At 34.0% G+C, this 17,370-nt stretch carries 18 protein-coding genes; 13 read left to right on the top strand and 5 right to left on the bottom strand.

The genetic code is table 11. From position 1 onward, the window contains the following. The first annotated feature begins 13 nt into the window (after positions 1–13). The 4 genes from metG (at position 14) to ilvC (ending at position 4,763) form a co-directional block, all read left to right on the top strand. Positions 14–1,669 carry a methionine--tRNA ligase gene (gene metG / locus WDZ98_RS10695; RefSeq protein ID WP_368057542.1) on the top strand — a complete coding sequence of 552 codons (1,656 nt, stop codon included), beginning with the start codon at positions 14–16 and terminating at the stop codon, positions 1,667–1,669. 2 nt (positions 1,670–1,671) lie between these two features. Continuing rightward, positions 1,672–2,424 (top strand): DUF726 domain-containing protein, encoded by a 753-nt coding sequence (locus WDZ98_RS10690; protein WP_368057544.1) that lies wholly within the window; start codon positions 1,672–1,674, stop codon positions 2,422–2,424. A 229-nt stretch (positions 2,425–2,653) separates the two neighbouring features. Next, complete coding sequence (locus WDZ98_RS10685; RefSeq protein ID WP_368057546.1) at positions 2,654–3,574, top strand: EF-Tu/IF-2/RF-3 family GTPase; 921 nt, start codon at positions 2,654–2,656, stop codon at positions 3,572–3,574. Positions 3,575–3,749: 175 nt separating this feature from the next. Next, entirely contained in the window at positions 3,750–4,763 is a 1,014-nt protein-coding gene (gene ilvC / locus WDZ98_RS10680; protein ID WP_368058410.1) for a ketol-acid reductoisomerase, read from the top strand. A 10-nt stretch (positions 4,764–4,773) separates the two neighbouring features. Here ilvC and WDZ98_RS10675 read toward each other — a convergent pair whose 3' ends face one another. Further along, positions 4,774–5,196 (bottom strand): cobalamin B12-binding domain-containing protein, encoded by a 423-nt coding sequence (locus tag WDZ98_RS10675; RefSeq protein ID WP_368057548.1) that lies wholly within the window; start codon positions 5,194–5,196, stop codon positions 4,774–4,776. 99 nt (positions 5,197–5,295) lie between these two features. Here WDZ98_RS10675 and WDZ98_RS10670 point away from each other — a divergent pair, with 99 nt between their 5' ends. Together WDZ98_RS10670 and WDZ98_RS10665 are read left to right on the top strand one after the other, a co-directional pair. After that, positions 5,296–5,556: a hypothetical protein gene (locus tag WDZ98_RS10670; RefSeq protein WP_368057550.1), complete on the top strand. Its 261-nt coding sequence runs from the start codon at positions 5,296–5,298 to the stop codon at positions 5,554–5,556. A 147-nt stretch (positions 5,557–5,703) separates the two neighbouring features. Continuing rightward, positions 5,704–6,624, top strand: a complete 921-nt coding sequence (locus WDZ98_RS10665; RefSeq protein WP_368057552.1) for a transcription initiation factor IIB family protein — start codon at positions 5,704–5,706, stop codon at positions 6,622–6,624. On the opposite strand, the gene WDZ98_RS10660 is transcribed toward WDZ98_RS10665, so the two are convergent. Next, positions 6,621–7,205: a hypothetical protein gene (locus tag WDZ98_RS10660; RefSeq protein WP_368060994.1), complete on the bottom strand. Its 585-nt coding sequence runs from the start codon at positions 7,203–7,205 to the stop codon at positions 6,621–6,623. The two genes, WDZ98_RS10665 and WDZ98_RS10660, sit on opposite strands and share 4 nt — an antisense overlap. A 194-nt stretch (positions 7,206–7,399) precedes the next feature. Between WDZ98_RS10660 and WDZ98_RS10655 the strand changes: the two genes are divergently transcribed. The 7 genes from WDZ98_RS10655 to mce all read left to right on the top strand — a co-directional run bounded on the left by WDZ98_RS10655 (position 7,400) and on the right by mce (position 14,692). Continuing rightward, positions 7,400–7,528 (top strand): hypothetical protein, encoded by a 129-nt coding sequence (locus WDZ98_RS10655; RefSeq protein WP_368057556.1) that lies wholly within the window; start codon positions 7,400–7,402, stop codon positions 7,526–7,528. A 47-nt stretch (positions 7,529–7,575) separates the two neighbouring features. After that, positions 7,576–10,077, top strand: a complete 2,502-nt coding sequence (locus tag WDZ98_RS10650; RefSeq protein ID WP_368057558.1) for a M1 family metallopeptidase — start codon at positions 7,576–7,578, stop codon at positions 10,075–10,077. Beyond that, positions 10,070–10,477: a hypothetical protein gene (locus tag WDZ98_RS10645; protein WP_368057560.1), complete on the top strand. Its 408-nt coding sequence runs from the start codon at positions 10,070–10,072 to the stop codon at positions 10,475–10,477. The genes WDZ98_RS10650 and WDZ98_RS10645 overlap by 8 nt, the downstream gene beginning before the upstream one ends. 42 nt (positions 10,478–10,519) lie before the next feature. After that, positions 10,520–11,440: a methylmalonyl Co-A mutase-associated GTPase MeaB gene (gene meaB, locus WDZ98_RS10640; RefSeq protein WP_368058412.1), complete on the top strand. Its 921-nt coding sequence runs from the start codon at positions 10,520–10,522 to the stop codon at positions 11,438–11,440. A 4-nt stretch (positions 11,441–11,444) separates the two neighbouring features. Beyond that, positions 11,445–13,046, top strand: coding sequence for a methylmalonyl-CoA mutase (locus WDZ98_RS10635; protein ID WP_368057562.1), 1,602 nt, complete (start codon positions 11,445–11,447; stop codon positions 13,044–13,046). An 86-nt stretch (positions 13,047–13,132) separates the two neighbouring features. Continuing rightward, positions 13,133–14,134: a TIGR00341 family protein gene (locus tag WDZ98_RS10630; protein WP_368060992.1), complete on the top strand. Its 1,002-nt coding sequence runs from the start codon at positions 13,133–13,135 to the stop codon at positions 14,132–14,134. Between the two features lie 153 nt (positions 14,135–14,287). Beyond that, positions 14,288–14,692: a methylmalonyl-CoA epimerase gene (gene mce / locus WDZ98_RS10625; protein ID WP_368057566.1), complete on the top strand. Its 405-nt coding sequence runs from the start codon at positions 14,288–14,290 to the stop codon at positions 14,690–14,692. Here the strand turns inward: mce and WDZ98_RS10620 are convergent. From WDZ98_RS10620 to WDZ98_RS10610, 3 genes are all read right to left on the bottom strand, one after another. Beyond that, complete coding sequence (locus tag WDZ98_RS10620; protein WP_368057568.1) at positions 14,689–14,961, bottom strand: hypothetical protein; 273 nt, start codon at positions 14,959–14,961, stop codon at positions 14,689–14,691. The two genes, mce and WDZ98_RS10620, sit on opposite strands and share 4 nt — an antisense overlap. A 66-nt stretch (positions 14,962–15,027) precedes the next feature. Continuing rightward, positions 15,028–15,585: a CBS domain-containing protein gene (locus tag WDZ98_RS10615; RefSeq protein WP_368057570.1), complete on the bottom strand. Its 558-nt coding sequence runs from the start codon at positions 15,583–15,585 to the stop codon at positions 15,028–15,030. 68 nt (positions 15,586–15,653) lie between these two features. Beyond that, positions 15,654–17,267: a peptidase gene (locus WDZ98_RS10610; RefSeq protein ID WP_368057572.1), complete on the bottom strand. Its 1,614-nt coding sequence runs from the start codon at positions 17,265–17,267 to the stop codon at positions 15,654–15,656. Between the last annotated feature and the right edge of the window lie 103 nt (positions 17,268–17,370).

Raw genomic sequence — 17,370 nt, 5'->3', positions numbered from 1 at the left:
TAACTAATATCTAATGAACAAAAAAGCTATCATTACAAGTGCCTTACCTTATGCAAATGGTGAAATTCATTTGGGACATGTTGCATCAACTTATCTTCCTGCAGATGTAACTACAAGATTCTTGAAACTAAATGGCGTTGAGGCATACTATATTTGCGCGTCTGATGATTTTGGCACTCCTATTCTAATTCAATCTGAAAAAGAAGGTAAAACTCCCTCTGAATATGTTGCTCATTGGAATAAACGTGATTATGAAGATTTCTCGGCATTTGGTATTGAATTTGATTATTTTTACAAGACTAGTTCTTCTGAAAATATTGCGTTTGTTCAAGATGTGTTCAAAAAACTAAATGATTCTGGGCATATCTATGAAAAAGAGATTATTCAATTTTATTGTAATAATGATAAGAAATTCTTACCTGATAGGTATGTAAAAGGTATATGTCCATACTGCAAAGCTGAAGATCAATACTCTGATTTATGTGAAAGCTGTGGTCGTGTTCCTGATGAAATAACTGATCCAAAATGCTCATTATGTGGTCAGCCACCAACCAAAGAAAAAACAAAACATTACTTTTTTAGACTCTCTAATTTTGGCGACTCTTTATCAAAATGGTTAGATGAAAGCGAATATCTCCAAAAAGATGTCAAAAAATATGTTCAAAACTGGATTAAATCTGGTTTAATTGATTGGGATATCACTCGAGATATTCCATGGGGTGTTCCTGTGCCGTTAGATGACGCAAAAGACAAAGTTTTCTATGGTTGGTTTGATAATCATCTGGCATACATTTCAACTGCTCTAAAATTTCTAAACGACAAAGGAATCAACGGCAAAGAATTTTGGAATTCTGCTGACATTTACCACTTTATTGGGAAAGATATTGTGTATCATCATTATCTCTTCTTACCTGCAATGCGATTGGGCATAAACAGTGAATACAAATTGCCAGATTACATCCCAACTAGAGGTCATCTAACACTACAAGGAAAAAAAATATCTAAAAGTAGAAATTGGTATATTGGATTAAAACAATTCTTAGAATATTATACATCAGATTACCTTCGTTTTTATCTTATTTCTATAAATCCATATTCTCAAGACGATTTGAATTTTGATTGGGATGATTTTACTTTGAGAATCAATTCTGAACTAATTGGAAATCTTGGAAATTTTATTAATCGTGCACTTGGATTTACTAAAAAATCATTTGATGGTAAAGTTCCAGAAATTGAATCATTTGATGAGAAAGATCATGAAGCAGAACAGAAAATTAAAACACTCTCCACTGAAATTGGCTCTCTTTTAGAGCAGAATCATCTTGACAGGGCATTGAAGAAAATTATGGAATTCTCATCTTTCTTTAATCAATATTTTCAGCATAAGGAACCGTGGAAATTAGGACCTGGAACAACAAACTGTGTGTTTCTATCAGTAAATGCTGCAAAAAGCATGGCTATTGCACTATCTCCGTTTCTTCCTGAATCCTCTCAAAAAATCTGGACTCAACTAGGGTTAAGCGGAAATGCTAAAGATTCTTCATGGAATGATATTTCTAAACTGAGTATTTCCTCAGGACACATGTTGGGTGATTCATCCCCATTGTTTACAAAAGTTGAATTATCTGATATTGAAAAACACAAAAAGAATCTGGGACCTTCTAAATAACAATGAAACCCGTCCCACGAATTTCAACACGTGGATATTATGATCTTACTACTGGAAAAACTCTCAAAACTAATTCATACTATCTGTACCCAAAAAAAGATTTCAAAAATTTGATCGATTCAAATGATCTCACAATAATGATTCATGGATTGAGAAATGATAATGCAGGAGCTATTGCTAAAGTCTTACTTGCAAAAAAGCAATTACATAAACTAGGATATCGTCATCCTGTAATTGGATTCAGCTATGATTCTAACACTACTGGTGCTCATCTAATAAAACATGCAAAGCGGGCACTTGCTGTAGGCCAAACTATTGCAAAGAAAAATGGGCGCAATCTGGGAAAATTCATTGAAGATTTCAAATTATCAAGTCCTAATACAAAGATTCGATTAATGGGACATTCTTTGGGGTCTCAAGTTATCTTGAGTACTATGGAATATCTCTCAAAAAAGAAACAAAATTTCGGTGTTGTTGACAGTGTGTATCTTTTTGGCGCATCTATAACTGAAGATGTACCATCCTCTAAAAAATATGGAAAAATTATCAATAGTATTATTGATAAAAAAATTCTAAACTATTATGCTCCAACTGATGAAGTTCTATCTTGGGCTGATAATGAAAAATATGTTCGAAAACCGATTGGTCTCAAAGGAGCAGTTGGAAAGCCAGTTTCAAAATATTCTCAAAAAATGGTAAAGCCAAAAAATCATCGATTTGCAAGCTATATAGCTGTTCTACATTCGTTTTCGTAGATTCTTAGATGCCTTTGAGTGTAGTATGATTCATACATTATTCTTTAATATCAAATCAAGTTCACGTAGTATCATGACTCTTCGAATGTCTAATAATTCACATGGGAATGCAATATTATATCATCTACACATTCTAGATGAATCTGTTGAAATTCCTGAAGATCTTTCTGAATATCCTTGTTAGCATTTACTAGTATAGTTTTTAGAGCCAACTTCCATCTAGTCAATATTGGTAAAATCTGTAAACTTTGTAGTCTTGGGTAAACAAGACATTGCGTCTGAATTTGGAAAAAAAGGAACTGTTACTGATCTTTCTCTTTATGATCGAAAAGAATCTGATATTATCAAAACATGGGTAATTCCTAGTGGGTTCCCAGATAAAATTCAACCATTATTCCAGGCAATTAATTTGGCTGAATATGTCATATTTTATGTCGAAAAATTAGATAAATTTACTGGCGAACAAATCATAGCACTTGATTCTCTAAAAAAAGATAAAGGAATATTGTCCCACACGTTTGATGTTGACGAATCAAAATTAGATACCATGATCAAAGGAACTGTGGTTGAAAAATATCTCAAAGTTGAACCCGAAAAAATTAAAGAAGAGATGGATAAACTAAAACCATTAACAAACAATGATCCTCCTGCGATGGTAGTTGATCACTGTTTTGATGTTAAAGGTGTTGGAACTGTTATTTTAGGCAAGGTAACAAACGGCACAGTAAAACAATATGATAATTTGAAATTGTATCCATTGGGTATTGATGTTTTAATTAAATCCATCCAAATGCATGATGATCCAGTGAGTGAATCTGTTTGTCCTGCTAGAGTTGGGTTAGCAGTAAAGGGAGCAAAACCTGATGAAGTGAGTCGTGGAGATATAATTTCTACAGAAGGTGCAGTTGATGTTAAAACTGAAATTGAACTTGATTTTCAAAAAAGCCCTTTTTACAAAAATGATATTGCAGAAAATCAAGGATGTTTGGTTAGTGTCGGTTTGCAAATCAAAGCTGCCAAATTTTCATCAATATCACCTCTAAAACTGACATTTGAAAAACCAATTGTATGTAAGAAAGGACAAATTGCTGTAATTTTAAAACCCGAATCTCCTATAATCAGAATACTTGGCAGCGGTTCAATACAATAAACTAAATTAAATCTAAATCTCCACTTATTTATTCATGGAACCTGTAAGATCCTGCCCCATTTGTCCCAAATGCGGTTCAAAGAGATTTATCCGATTGTCTGGTGATAAAGTCACTGTAAAGTGTCGTGCATGTGATAATATTATTGAAATCTAAATCATAGTTAATATTTGCAGTATCACTGCAAAAATCATGGCAAAAACATGGAAAGATAACGAAATCAGTCTTGATCCAATCAAGGATCAAACAATTGCTGTAATTGGTTATGGAATTCAAGGTGATGCACAAGCAAACAACATGAAAGACTCTGGTCTAAATGTGATTATTGGTCTTAAGCAAGGCGGTAACAGCTGGAAAAAGGCAGAATCTGATGGTCACAAAGTAATGTCTGTTGCAGATGCTACAAAACAAGGTGACATTGTTCACATATTGATTCCTGACATGATTCAAGGTCAAGTATACAAAGATGAAATCGGACCAAATCTTTCAGAAGGAAAGGCATTGTCATTTTCTCATGCAGCTGCAATCTATTGGAAATGGATTGAAGCACCAAGCAACGTTGATTTAATCATGGTTGCACCAAAGGGACCGGGTTCCAAAGTTCGCGAAACTTATCTTGATAATTTTGGTACTCCTGCAATTGTTGCAGTTGAACAAGATTTTACAGGAAAAGCTTGGGATAGAACATTAGGAATTGCAAAAGCTATAGGTAGTGCAAGAGCTGGATTAATCAAAACTGCTTTCAAAGAAGAAGTAGAAACTGATTGGTTTGGTGAACAAGCTGACCTTTGTGGTGGAGCAGCTTCTATGGTTACAAATGCATTTGAAACTCTTGTCGAAGCAGGGTACCAACCAGAAATTGCATACTTTGAAGTTTTACATGAGCTCAAACTCATCGTAGATATGATTCAGAGATATGGAATAAATGGAATGTGGAGACGTGTTAGTGAAACTGCAAGATATGGTGGGTTAACACGTGGACCAATGGTTATGGATTCTGCAAACAAAGCGAACATGAAAAAAGTTCTCACCATGATTCAAGACGGTACCTTCAACAGTGAGTGGATATCTGAATATCAGAAAAATGGTAAAGATGCATTTGATAAACACATGAAAGTATATGACGAACACCAAATTGAAAAAGTTGGTAAAGAAATGCGTAAAATGATGTGGCCTGATTCCACAGAATAATCTTTTTTTCTTAAATTTTTCTTAATTTGGATACGCCAGTTGTGATATGATCAATAATTGTAGATAGTGGTGTACCTGGACCAAACACATGATCTACTCCCGCTTTAACCAAATCTTTGTGATCTATTTCTGGAATCACGCCTCCTCCTACTATTAGAACGTCATTGATTCCTTTCTTTTTTAGTGTCTTGACTACTCTTGGAAAAAGTGTTCCATGTGCCCCATTTAGTAAACTCATTGCAATTGCATCTACATCTTCATCTTCTGCAATTTGTGCAACTCTATCTGGAGTAGCAAAAAGACCCGAATAGATTACTTCCATTCCTGCATCTCTGAATGCCCTACAAAGTACAAGGGCTCCTCTGTCGTGGCCATCAAGACCTAACTTGGCTACCAAAATTTTGATGTTTCTTGATGCTGCTTTCTGCTTCATGATTATAGTTGTATTTGTGGATATTTTAAAAGGTTTATTGATTTTCTTATCTTCAATATCTTCAAATATATTGATTCCACTATTAAGAGTCGTAAAGATATGACTGATGATGTATGTGATTTTTGTAAAGGCGTTAGTTCTTCTTCATATGTCTGTGTGTATTGTAATGGGACTGGTGAATGGAATCAAGCTGCACAAGCTTATGTTAAAAATCACATCTGTCAATGTATTGTGCTTGATAGAAAATTCTGTCCTGTATGCAACAAAGCATGTCATCATGATACAACGTTAAATCCTAAACAAACAATTGATCCTGGGTATGGAGGCATGTCCACCCCCGAAATTACTGTTATTGCATAGTTTGTAAAATTGGCTTTTTCTATTGAGAAATACTCACCCTTCTTATACCTGAGAAACGTTTCAAAATTATGTTTGAAAGTAATACAATTAACTATACTTTGATGATAAAAAATTCAATAAACAGGATACGTCTGTAAGGAAACTACCATGGATAATTTCAATAAAAATTCTAAACCAACATGTGCACGTTGTGGCAAAAATTCTTTACTAGTTGACGAAGTTACCGGAGAGCAATTTTGCGGAAAATGCGGATATGTAATTTCTGAAAAAACACAAGAATCTGGTCCTGAATGGAGATCATTTCAAAAAGATGGTGGTGCAGATCCTGCTAGAACTGGTGCTCCTTCATCATTAATGATTCATGATATGGGATTGTCCACTGTAATCAACCCATTAAACAAAGATGCTTCTGGTAAACCTCTTTCAACTTCTATGAAAAGCACTATTGAGAGACTGAGAACTTGGGATAGTAGAAGTCAAGTTCATGCCCCTGTTGATAGAAATTTGAGACAGGCTCTTAGTGATCTAAACAAACTAAAAGACAAGGTTTCGATTCCTGCCAACGTTCTTGAAAAAGCAGCATACATTTACAGAAAAGCATTGGAAAAGAAATTGGTTCGTGGAAGATCTATTTCTGCAATGATTGCTGCATCATTATATGCTGCATGCAGAGATACTGAAACTCCAAGAACTCTGAAAGATGTAGCAGATGCTGCAAATGTTAAACGAAAAGATATTGCAAGATGTTATAGATTATTACATCATGAATTGGAATTAAAAATGCCTGTTGTTGATTCAATTCAATGTATTGCAAGAATTTCAAGTAAACTTGAGATATCTGAGAAGACAAAACGTTATGCAGTCAAAGTACTCAAAGAAGCACAAGAACGTAAAGAATCTGCAGGAAAAGATCCAATGGGGCTTGCTGCAACGGCACTTTATTTATCGTGTGTGAAAAATGGTGTATCTATAACACAACGAGATCTTGCAGAGGCAGCTGGAGTTACTGAAGTTACTATAAGAAATCGTTACAAGGGACTTAAAGCAGAAACAACTCTCAAATCTTAATAATTGTGTTCACTAAAATCTGTCCCTAATGCAATTGTCGCAATGACTGTTGTTTCTGTTGTCTGACACTTCATTTCTGAATTCGGTAAAAATTCTCTGAATATTTCTTGTAATAGTTGTTCTGTAAATATTGACCAGTTGCCCCCCAATTCATGTTGAATAATAAAATGATGTAATTCTCCTTCAATTCTATGATCTGACTTCATTCCGGATGCTCGCATATAGTCTTCTAATGTTTCAATACACCTTTTCAAATCATATTTGCCTTTGATAAATAACACTGCATCTTTGATTACGGGTTTTATCATGTTGACTATCTCGTTGATCTCTGCCGAACTCATCTCTATTCCCAACGTGTCTAGAATTTTTTTTGGGACTGGAATCATTCCAATCTTATCTGCAAATCTATCCCACTGAATGTACTTTTCTAAAATTTGTCTTGCCATTACATTGTGAGATATGTTGTTATTCATAGCTTCAGTCTCAATCTCTTCGACTAATTTTACAGGTAATCGATATGTTACACTACGGGTTTTTTCTTTTTTAGGCGAATGTTGTTGACGTTTTATGATTGAATCCAATTATATCATTTTCCGGATCAAATTCAATATAAAGATGATTCAATCTCTGTGCTGATTTCATTCTCAAATTTGATAATCATAACTCATTCTAAAATAAATAAAGTCATGTGGATATTTTGAGGGAATTTTGATGCAAATATTCGCATTAATTCATTTGAGATATGGGAAAGTATTGTAAAAACTGTGGAGTTTTTATGAAAAATTCAGAAATGACTCATTGCTCTGATGAGTGTTTATTGTCATCTATTCGAAACAGTGACTCATTAACTGCAGATGGTGTAGATGCAATTACTTGGGATGATAGATCTGATCCATGGATTTAAAACCTGAATAGAAAATCTACTTAAAGTGTACACAAAATACTTCAAATGTGGACACAATTCCAATTAACTATCAACTAACATTTGAACCTGACCTTAAAAAATTCACATTCTCTGGAACTGAAACAATTTCTGTAGATTGTAAAAAGCCCACTACAGTCATAACAATGCATTGTGCAGAATTGAAGATTACTTCATGTCAAGTAAAATCTAATGGAAAAATAATTAAATCTGTACCTAAAACAAATGAGAAAAAAGAAGAGCTAGAAATCAAACTAGGCGAGAAAATACGAGGCAAGGCTAGCATTGATTTGCAATTTCAAGGAATTCTAAATGATCGACTGCTAGGATTTTATCGTAGTAAATACATTCAAAATGGCAAAACCAAATATCTCGCAACTACACAATTTGAAGCAGCTGATGCAAGACGTGCCTTTCCTTGTTGGGATGAGCCTCAAGCAAAGGCAACATTTGATATTTCAATCATTGCAGATAACAAATTCACTGCAATTTCTAATATGCCAATTAAATCAAAGAAAAAAATTGGCAATAAAACAATATATCATTTTGTAAACACTCCTGTGGTTTCTACATATTTGATCTATCTTGGTGTGGGAGAATTTGAATATCTTACAGGCAAAACTGGTAACATCCAGATTCGTGTAATTACTACAAAAGGAAATAAATCAAAAGGAAAGTTTTCTCTAGAATTAGGAAAAAAGCTTCTCACTTCTTATGAAAAATATTTTGGGATAGCATATCCGTTACCAAAACTTGACTTGATTGCAATTCCTGACTTTGCAGCTGGCGCAATGGAAAATTGGGGAGCAATAACCTTTAGAGAAACTATCTTGCTTTATGATCCTAAAACATCTTCTACTAGAACTAAACAATTCATTGCAGAAGTAATCTCACATGAGATTGCACATCAGTGGTTTGGAAATCTTGTTACTATGAAATGGTGGAATGATTTGTGGTTAAACGAAAGTTTCGCGACATTTATGGCTACAAAATTTGTTGACAAGTATTACCCTGAGTGGGATTTATGGGATCAGTTTGTTGAGGATGCAATGAATGTGGCAATGGGACTTGATTCACTTAAAACAACACATCCAATCGATGTTAAAGTAAATACTCCTTCTGAGATTAGGGAAATCTTCGATGCAATATCTTATGATAAGGGTGGGTGTGTGCTGCGGATGCTTGAGCATTATGTTGGTGAGCCAAATTTTCAAAAAGGTTTGAAAAAATATTTGTCTGATTTCAAATATCAAAATGCAAAGGGTCAAAATTTGTGGGATGCAATTGGAAAAGCATCCAACATGCCTGTTTCATCAATGGTCAACACTTGGCTAAAACAATCTGGATTTCCACTCGTTGAGATTAATCAAGAAGGAAACACTCTGAAATTAAAACAAAAAAGATACTTGGCAGAATACGATAATAAATTTAGTAAGGGATTGTGGGCAATTCCTTTATCTTTAGGATTAGAATCTGAGATTTCTAAAAAACTATTCACTACAAAATCCATGTCCATGAAACTCCCTCCTAACACATTAGGTTTTGTTGCAAATTATGGACGAAAAGGATTCTATCGTGTAAAGTATGATGAAGGAATTTTACTTGATTTAAAAATGCTAGTGGATGAAAAACGTATCTCTGCAATTGATAGGTGGGCTATCCAAAATGATCTGTTTTCTCTTTGTGTTTCAGGCTATGAACAAGTGCGCAATTATCTTGATTTTTCAGATGCTTACTTTGATGAAGATAGTTATCTTGCATCAGTCAACGTTGCCCATAATTTAGCTGCTTTGTATTTCCGTGCATTTGATGAGCCCTTTGCAGAGGAAATTCGCGGTTATGCTGTAAATTATTTTAGAAAACTTTTATCTAATTTGGGATGGGAGTCTCAAAAATCTGATAAACACACTGATGCATTATTACGGGGATTTGTAATATCCGTGTTAGGTAAAATGAATGATGAAGAAGTTACAACTGAAGCTATTCAAAGATACAAAAAATTCCTAAAATCCCCTAATTCTGTTTCTCCGGATTTAGTAGAACCAATATGTTCTATTGCTGCATGGAATGGAAATTTAAAAACTCATGCCGAACTTACAAAATTATACACAAATGCAAAAACAATGGAAGAAAAACTTCGATTTCTAGGAGCACTGTGCGGATTCAAGAATAAGAAATTACTTCTCAAATCATTAGATTTCTCTCAAACTCCTCATGTTCGTTCTCAAAATATGCAGTTACCAATAATGAAAGTAGCTGCAAATCCTTACGGTGATACAGTTTTGTGGCCATGGTTGAAGAAAAATTGGAAAAAAATAAACAATAAGGTAGGTCATGGCAATCCACTCTTTAACAGAATTGTTGCTAGTATCTCATCTGTAGTTGATGATTCTAAAGAAAAAGAAATCAAGGCATTCTTCAAAAAGAATCCTACACCTGGTACAGAACGTACTCAATCTCAAACTCTAGAACGAATCCGAATCAATTCAAAATTTATTCGAAACATGCAAAAAGAGTTCAAAGATGGCTAAAAAACTAGGAGCTCCAATATTTCTTGGTGTGTTTACTGTTCTTGCAATTATCTTTTTGACAGGAGGTGCAACAGACGATAAAGACATTCTTCGTCAAACCTTTCAGATAGAAGCAATATACTATGATTCTGGCTATGTTGAAGTTTCTTTTTTTGACACTTCTGATAAAACCAATTCTGTTGTACTGGAAATTCTAGGAATGGAAGAGTCTTTTCAAAAAACATTTTCTGGTTCAGAGTTTATCGAAATTGTTCAATTTCCATATCAACCAAAATACGGTTGGGCGACACATCCTGTTGTATTGGAAGTTGATCATGATGAATTCGGATATGTTCAGATAAAAACTGAGATTCATCCACTTGGAGATCCAGTACCACCTGTAATCTATGCGAGACAGTAGATCTAACACAAGATTTTATTGCACCTCTAACTCATTCACTATATCTTGGATATGTTCAATGATTTAAAAAAAGGAAAACGTGGGGCAATTGCAAAAGCAATCACTATTGTTGAAAATGATCAAAAAGAGAGCAAAAAACTATTGCAGGAGATTTTCAAAGACAGTGGGCATTCAATCATTATTGGAATAACTGGACCTGCTGGTGCAGGAAAAAGTTCATTGATAAATAAAACTGCAATGGAGATGAAAAAATTAGGCACAAAACCTGCTGTCTTGGCAATTGATCCTACAAGTCATGTGACAGGTGGTGCAATATTGGGTGACAGAGTAAGAATGAGTGAATCTACTGACTCTGGAACATATATTCGAAGTATTGCCTCAAGAGGAGCTACAGGTGCAGTATCTAGATCATTGCGAAACAGCATACGTGTTTTAGAGTATGCTGGATTTAATCCAATAATTATTGAAAGTGTTGGTGCTGGACAAACTGAAGTTGAAATTTCAAACATTGCAGATATTATTGTTGTAGTTTTTAATCCAAACACTGGTGATAGTATTCAAACACTTAAAGCTGGTTTAACTGAAATTGGTGATATCTATCTTGTTAACAAAAGTGATCTTAGCGGAACAAATCAACTCTTTGACGCTGTACGTGATTTCATTGGAGATTCTGAGAAAAATCCCACAATTCTCAAAACCTCTGTAAAAAACAACTCTGGAATTACGGTCTTTGCAAAGACACTGAAAGATATGATGATTTCAAAAAAGAAATTCAAGAATGATAAAAATCATGAACGTTTAGAGGCTGAACTCAAAGATATTGTTTTAAATAACATCAAAGAAAAGATTGATGATATGTTGGTTTCTGATAAAACATTTTCAAAATATCTTAAAAAATTGCAATCAAAAGACATTGATCCATTTCAAGCTGCAGAAAAAATTGTAAAATCTCTGATCAAGTGATATCATGGCTGTAAAAAAATCTACAAAATCCAAGACTGCTGAAAAGACAATTTTAACTGATTCTTCTTTTCCAGTAAAGCGAATATACCAACAATCTTCTAAAAAAAGACCCGTTGAAGATGCAGGAAAATTCCCCTTTACTAGAGGAATTCATCCTGAAATGTTCCGTGAGCGATTTTGGACTATGAGACAATATTCTGGATTCGGTGATGCAAAACTAACAAATGAGCGATTCAAATTCATGCTTGAAAAAGGTCAGACTGGCCTAAGTATGGCATTTGATTTACCTACTCAAATAGGATATGATTCTGATTCCACACAAGCTGAAGGCGAAGTAGGAAAAGTTGGTGTATCTATTACATCTATCAAAGACATGATGATTGCTTTTGATGGAATTCCTCTTGGTAAAGTCAGTTCTTCAATGACGATTAATTCTACTGCATCTACATTACTTGCATATTATATTGCAGTTGGAGAGTCCCAAGGATTCAAAAGTCATGAACTTCGTGGAACTACTCAAAATGATATTTTAAAAGAATACATTGCAAGAAATACTTACATCTATCCTCCTCAACCCTCAATGCGATTAATTGGCGATATGATAGAATATTGTGCAGAAAAAGTGCCATCTTGGTATCCAGTATCTATATCTGGATATCACATGCGCGAAGCTGGTTGTACTGCTACACAAGAAGTTGCGTTTACATTAGCAAATGCAATTGCATACATTCAAACTTGTTTAGACAAGGGATTGAAAATTGATGACTTTGCACCACGTTTATCCTTTTTCTTTTGTTGTACTATAGAATTCTTTGAAGAGGTAGCAAAGTTTAGAGTTGCAAGAAAAGTTTATGCAAAAATACTAAAAGAAATGTTTCATGCAAAAAACCCTCGTTCATTACAACTAAAATTCCACACGCAGACAAGCGGTGAGTCATTAACTGCACAACAACCAAATAACAATATTGTTCGTGTTGCAATTCAGACAATGGCTGCAGTTGCGGGTGGCACTCAATCACTTCACACCAATTCTAGAGATGAGGCATTAGCATTACCAACTCAAGAATCTGCAAAAATTGCTCTGAGAACTCAACAAATTGTGGCACATGAAAGCGGTATCACAAAAACTGCTGATCCTCTTGCAGGCTCGTATTATCTTGAGGAACTATGTGATCAAATCGAGGAGGGTGTGTGGAAATACCTTAAACAAATTCAGAAAATGGGTGGCTCTGTTAAAGCCATTGAAAAAGGATTTTTCCAATCTGAAATAAGAGCTAATGCATACCGCCTTAAAAAAGAGACTGATGAAGGTGAACGAGTGATTGTAGGTGTAAACAAATATTCTGAAGATGAAGAACAACCTGAATTACTACGAATTGATGGGAGGATTGAAATTCAACAAAAAAAGGCACTCAAAGAATTACGCTCATCACGTGATACAAAAAAATGGGAAAAAGCACTCTCTGCCATAAAAAGTGCTGCAGATACTGAGCAAAATCTTATGCCATACATTGTCACAGCTGCTAAAGCGTTTGCTACTACTGGTGAAATCAGCAATACCTTCCGAGAAGTGTTTGGTGAGTATCGTCCAAAAGAAGTCTTTTAATTAAATTCATGATTTGATGTCTTTGTTGTTAAATCCTCACGAAATGATTAATACATCTAAAGGGATACATCGCTAAGTGTGTAGATTTGAGAAAAATTGAAATTGTTTGCTATGATCAACAAAGCCAAAGTGTAGTGTTTATTTTTAAAAAATATAAAATTCCATTTCATGCTGAATTAACCATGGCAGAAGATGAAAAACTTCTTCGTTACATTGGTATATGTCCTGATTCGTTAGCTAACGGATTAACAAATGAATTAAACAAAATTATTGATACTAGAAGAAAAGAATTGTATGTGACGAGTTTAGCTATTGAAGCCACATTATCGGACTATCTTTCAAACTATGCAAAAGAACTTGAAACAAAACAAGTCAAAGTCAAAAAGAAAAAATTAATCGAAGAATATGAGTCGCTGATAGAACCAAATGTAAAATTCAACAAAAACCTTCTTTTTATGATAGTTATAGCTGCTGGCGTTGCAGTAGCTGGACTTTTTGCAAATAATGCTTCTTTGGTTATTGGCGCAATGTTGATATCTCCTTTACTTGGACCTATCTCTGCTTTTTCATTTAACACTGCAGTAGGTAAGACTGACAAAATGCTCAAGGCCCTGTTCTCTGGATTAATTTTACTTGTTTCAGTTATTGCAACTGGTGCTATTTTGACTGGAATTGCTGTACAATTCGTAGATTTACCCTTGACTGATGAAATATTGTCTAGAACTATCGTTTCTCCCGTATTTTTAGCAGTAGCAATAGCGCTTGGTCTGGCAGGTGGAATTGCACTGTCTACAAACATTCCTGGAATTTTGGTTGGTGTCGCAATAGCTGCAGCTTTAGTACCTCCTGCTACAGTTGCAGGAATTGGGATTGCATTATGGAATTTTGAAGTTTTTTCAAACGCATTAACTCTTACTGGAGCAAATATTATTGGATTGGTGTTGGGAATGATGATTGTATTCTTCATCGGCGGTGTCACTCCAAGAAAGTTTTACGAAAAAGAAAAAGCTCAACAACACATGATAATAACAATCACGATTTTCATCGGATTGAGTATATTTTTGGGATTTTTGTCCTTCAAGATGTAATTCGTTTATCTGATTGAAACTCATTTTTAGTTTTTCATGTTACTATATTCCAAAATAATCTCTTAGTTGCCTTCTTGATTGGATATTACTTTACGCAATATCTACACACAAATTAAAATAGTCAAGAAAATCATCTACAAAGAGGTATTTTAAATGAAAATTGATCATATTGCAATTGCAGTAAATGATGTTGAAGAATCTGCTAAAATATACCAACAAGCGTTGGGGGTAGATAGTGTAGAATTTGAAACAGTAGAATCTGAAGGCGTTAAGGTTGCAATAATTCATTTGGAAAATGGGCGAGTAGAATTAATGCAACCTACAAACGATGAAAGTCCTATCAAAAAATTCCTTGATAAAAAAGGACCTGGATTACATCATATGGCATTGGAAACTGATGACATTGAAGGTGATGTAACACGTATGGAAGGATGTGGAATCCAATTCTTAGGTAAAATAAGACCTGGTTCTGCAGGAACCAAGGTTACTTTTATTCATCCAAAATCCCTTCATGGTGTTCTAGCAGAACTTTGCTCTCATCCAAAAGAACAGTCTTAGAATTTATCTTTGGATTCTATAGTTTTCTTTATTCCGTTTCTTTTTTCATATTCTATTTCTAAATTACGCTCTATTCGCTTCACAGTTTCTTTGGATGTTGGATTTTTTATCTCCATTTTCATATGCTCTTCAAGTTTTTTGATTCTTTGCTCGTTAACTTTTTCTTCATCATCTAACAAGTCTAATTGAATATCACATTCTTTGCAGATTGATTTTCTATTTGTTTCAGTATGAAATTCACCATTACATCTTTTACAGATTAAACTCAATTACAAATTTTATGTAGACATTCTAAACTTAAGCATTTAGTTACGAAATATGTTGAGATTTGATGACTATTCCATCATTTTCAAAGTATCGGAAGCTGTAATGATTCCTACAATTTTTGATTTTTTTGAAACTAGGATACATTTTGAGTATCTAATTAAAGGCACAAGAACATTTGCTGGTGTATCAAAATCTACTATTGGTGGAACAGGATCCATAGTATCTGCAAGTTTTGCTTTTTTTAATTCTGCTTCACCCAAATCTACCAAGTGTTTTACAATTCCATCTTCGGATATCACTCCCACTACATCTGAATTATTAAATACTGGAATTTGACTAATTGATAATTGATGCATTTTTTTAATTGCGTCATGAAGCGTATTTGTTGGTTTTAGTTTTACAATATCTTTACTACAAAAATCCCCCGCTGTATGCGATGATGATTCTCCTTCTAATTTTGCTAGACTCTCAAAAATTTTTTTTGCTGTGTCATAACTTGGCTGGCTTCTTCCAGACTCTATTTGATTTATCATTGATGTGCTAACTCCTGTCATAGTGGCAAGTTTTTTTTGTGTAATGCCAATTTTCTGTCTGATTTGTTTTATCGAATCAATTCTTGGTAACAATCTAGTTTGAATTGAGAGTGATTGGCTTTAAACCTAATTTTACTGATTCCTAATGAATGGATATTTTTCTAATCTACTCTGATGATGCCTTGACTAGCTAGAAATTCAATTCCTTTGATAAAGTCACTCTCAGAAATCAATCCTTTTGCCCACCATCCTGCATTATTTTTTACCCATGACGGAATCTCTTGAGGTCCTACCTGTTTAGCTTCTGTTATTGGGATGCTGATTATCTTTTCTTTAATTAAAAACTGAATTGACTGGACAAATTCATTATCGCCTGTTATATCTTCTGCCCACCATCCTGCATTATTTTTTACCCATGACGGAACGCTTGTGACTTTTTTGGTTGGTGTGTTTGTTTGAGAAATACTGAAATCTGATTTTGACGTAAAGAATGTTTCAAAGTTTTTAGAGTTTTGTCCCGTTAAAATTAATTTTAATTGATATTGTCCGTTTTCTGGAATCAAGATTGATTCTTGTGTCACTCCATGTGGAGATGAGATGCCCAGAAGTGTTTTTCCAGTACCTATATTTGACCAAATTTCCTTTCCAGAAGAGTCTGTAACACTATATGCAAACAAAATATCTTTTGCTGGATTGTTATTTTTATCAAAGAATAAAAATGTCATTGGTATTTTGCCTGCATTTAATTTAGAGTCCCATGATACATTTGCATTTAAACCATTTTCAAATACAAAATTGAGTTGGTTGAGATTTGTTTGTCCTCCTGATATGATTTCCATTTTTATTGTGTCTTTCTTATTTGTGGATTCAAGTTTCTTTTCAATTAACAACATTTCTTCATGTGAAATGTTCACTCTTATTATATTTTCATTAGGTGATGACACATCAAACTCATAAGAACTAGGTTGTAATTTTACATCTTCTGCAAATATTTCTACATCATATCCTTGTTTAAAAGATGGAAAGTCTTTTTTCAGTGATATGATTTGTTTATTGTCGTAACCGTGTAATTGATCATGATCTTTACTATGGGCTATTTCGTAGGATATTTTTTGTGTAATGTCCTCATACTTCAAATTAGAAATTGTACTGTCATATGATTTGATGTCTATTGGAAATTCCTGTGCATTTGCTGTTTTGATCATAAATGTTTCTTTTTGTGGAATGTGTAAAAAAGTCTCAAAAAGAAAGTCTTTTGTAGTAAGTGTTTTTGGGTTTGTTGCACCTACGATGGAGACTTTGATCTCATACTGTCCACTCTTATCAAATACTGGTCCTTGGATTATTGGTAAAGATTCCCCTCTTGCATAATATGCTCCAGCTATGGCATGCTTTTCACCATAATATTTTGTACACTTCCAAAGATTTTGTTCTAAGCATCCTTTTGTGGGTCTAATCTCTACTTCTAAATTTCCATCTTCATCAAAAAAATATTCATTAGCAAGTAGATTCTCATCTTGAAATATCTGTATTCTATATGTTACACTTTTTACATTTACATTGGTATCGCTGTCAAAGAACCTAATTGATAGATTGGCATTTTTTGCATCCTCAATGGTAAAGTCTTCTGGTGTGAGAATTGTTATTAATGCCACTCTTAATCCATCAAAATCGATTGGTGGTGCAAGAGCACCTGAATGATGTTGTGCATATGCTGGAGTAAATGAAATGACAAATAATACTGTAAATACTATCAAAATTATCTTTGGAATCATATTTTAGATATTTTGAAGAGATTAAAATACAATTGGAATTGTGATTTTATCTTTATCTCTTATGTTGAGTTTGATTGTGATTAAAACAGTATTATCTTCGCCT

The sequence above is a fragment of the Candidatus Nitrosopumilus sp. genome (genome assembly GCF_040878665.1).
In the GTDB taxonomy this organism is placed as follows: Archaea; Thermoproteota; Nitrososphaeria; order Nitrososphaerales; family Nitrosopumilaceae; genus Nitrosopumilus.
Note: the sequence above shows the minus strand (reverse complement) of the source record. Positions and strands in the feature narration are given on the sequence as shown.

What these genes read in the sequence shown, in the direction of transcription:
- metG (WP_368057542.1), top strand. Translation starts at nt 14, where the DNA reads ATGAACAAAAAAGCTATCATTACAAGTGCCTTACCTTATGCAAATGGT.
- WDZ98_RS10690 (WP_368057544.1), top strand. Translation starts at nt 1,672, where the DNA reads ATGAAACCCGTCCCACGAATTTCAACACGTGGATATTATGATCTTACT.
- WDZ98_RS10675 (WP_368057548.1), bottom strand. Translation starts at nt 5,196, where the DNA reads ATGAAGCAGAAAGCAGCATCAAGAAACATCAAAATTTTGGTAGCCAAG.
- WDZ98_RS10670 (WP_368057550.1), top strand. Translation starts at nt 5,296, where the DNA reads ATGACTGATGATGTATGTGATTTTTGTAAAGGCGTTAGTTCTTCTTCA.
- WDZ98_RS10665 (WP_368057552.1), top strand. Translation starts at nt 5,704, where the DNA reads ATGGATAATTTCAATAAAAATTCTAAACCAACATGTGCACGTTGTGGC.
- WDZ98_RS10655 (WP_368057556.1), top strand. Translation starts at nt 7,400, where the DNA reads ATGAAAAATTCAGAAATGACTCATTGCTCTGATGAGTGTTTATTGTCA.
- WDZ98_RS10645 (WP_368057560.1), top strand. Translation starts at nt 10,070, where the DNA reads ATGGCTAAAAAACTAGGAGCTCCAATATTTCTTGGTGTGTTTACTGTT.
- WDZ98_RS10635 (WP_368057562.1), top strand. Translation starts at nt 11,445, where the DNA reads ATGGCTGTAAAAAAATCTACAAAATCCAAGACTGCTGAAAAGACAATT.
- mce (WP_368057566.1), top strand. Translation starts at nt 14,288, where the DNA reads ATGAAAATTGATCATATTGCAATTGCAGTAAATGATGTTGAAGAATCT.
- WDZ98_RS10610 (WP_368057572.1), bottom strand. Translation starts at nt 17,267, where the DNA reads ATGATTCCAAAGATAATTTTGATAGTATTTACAGTATTATTTGTCATT.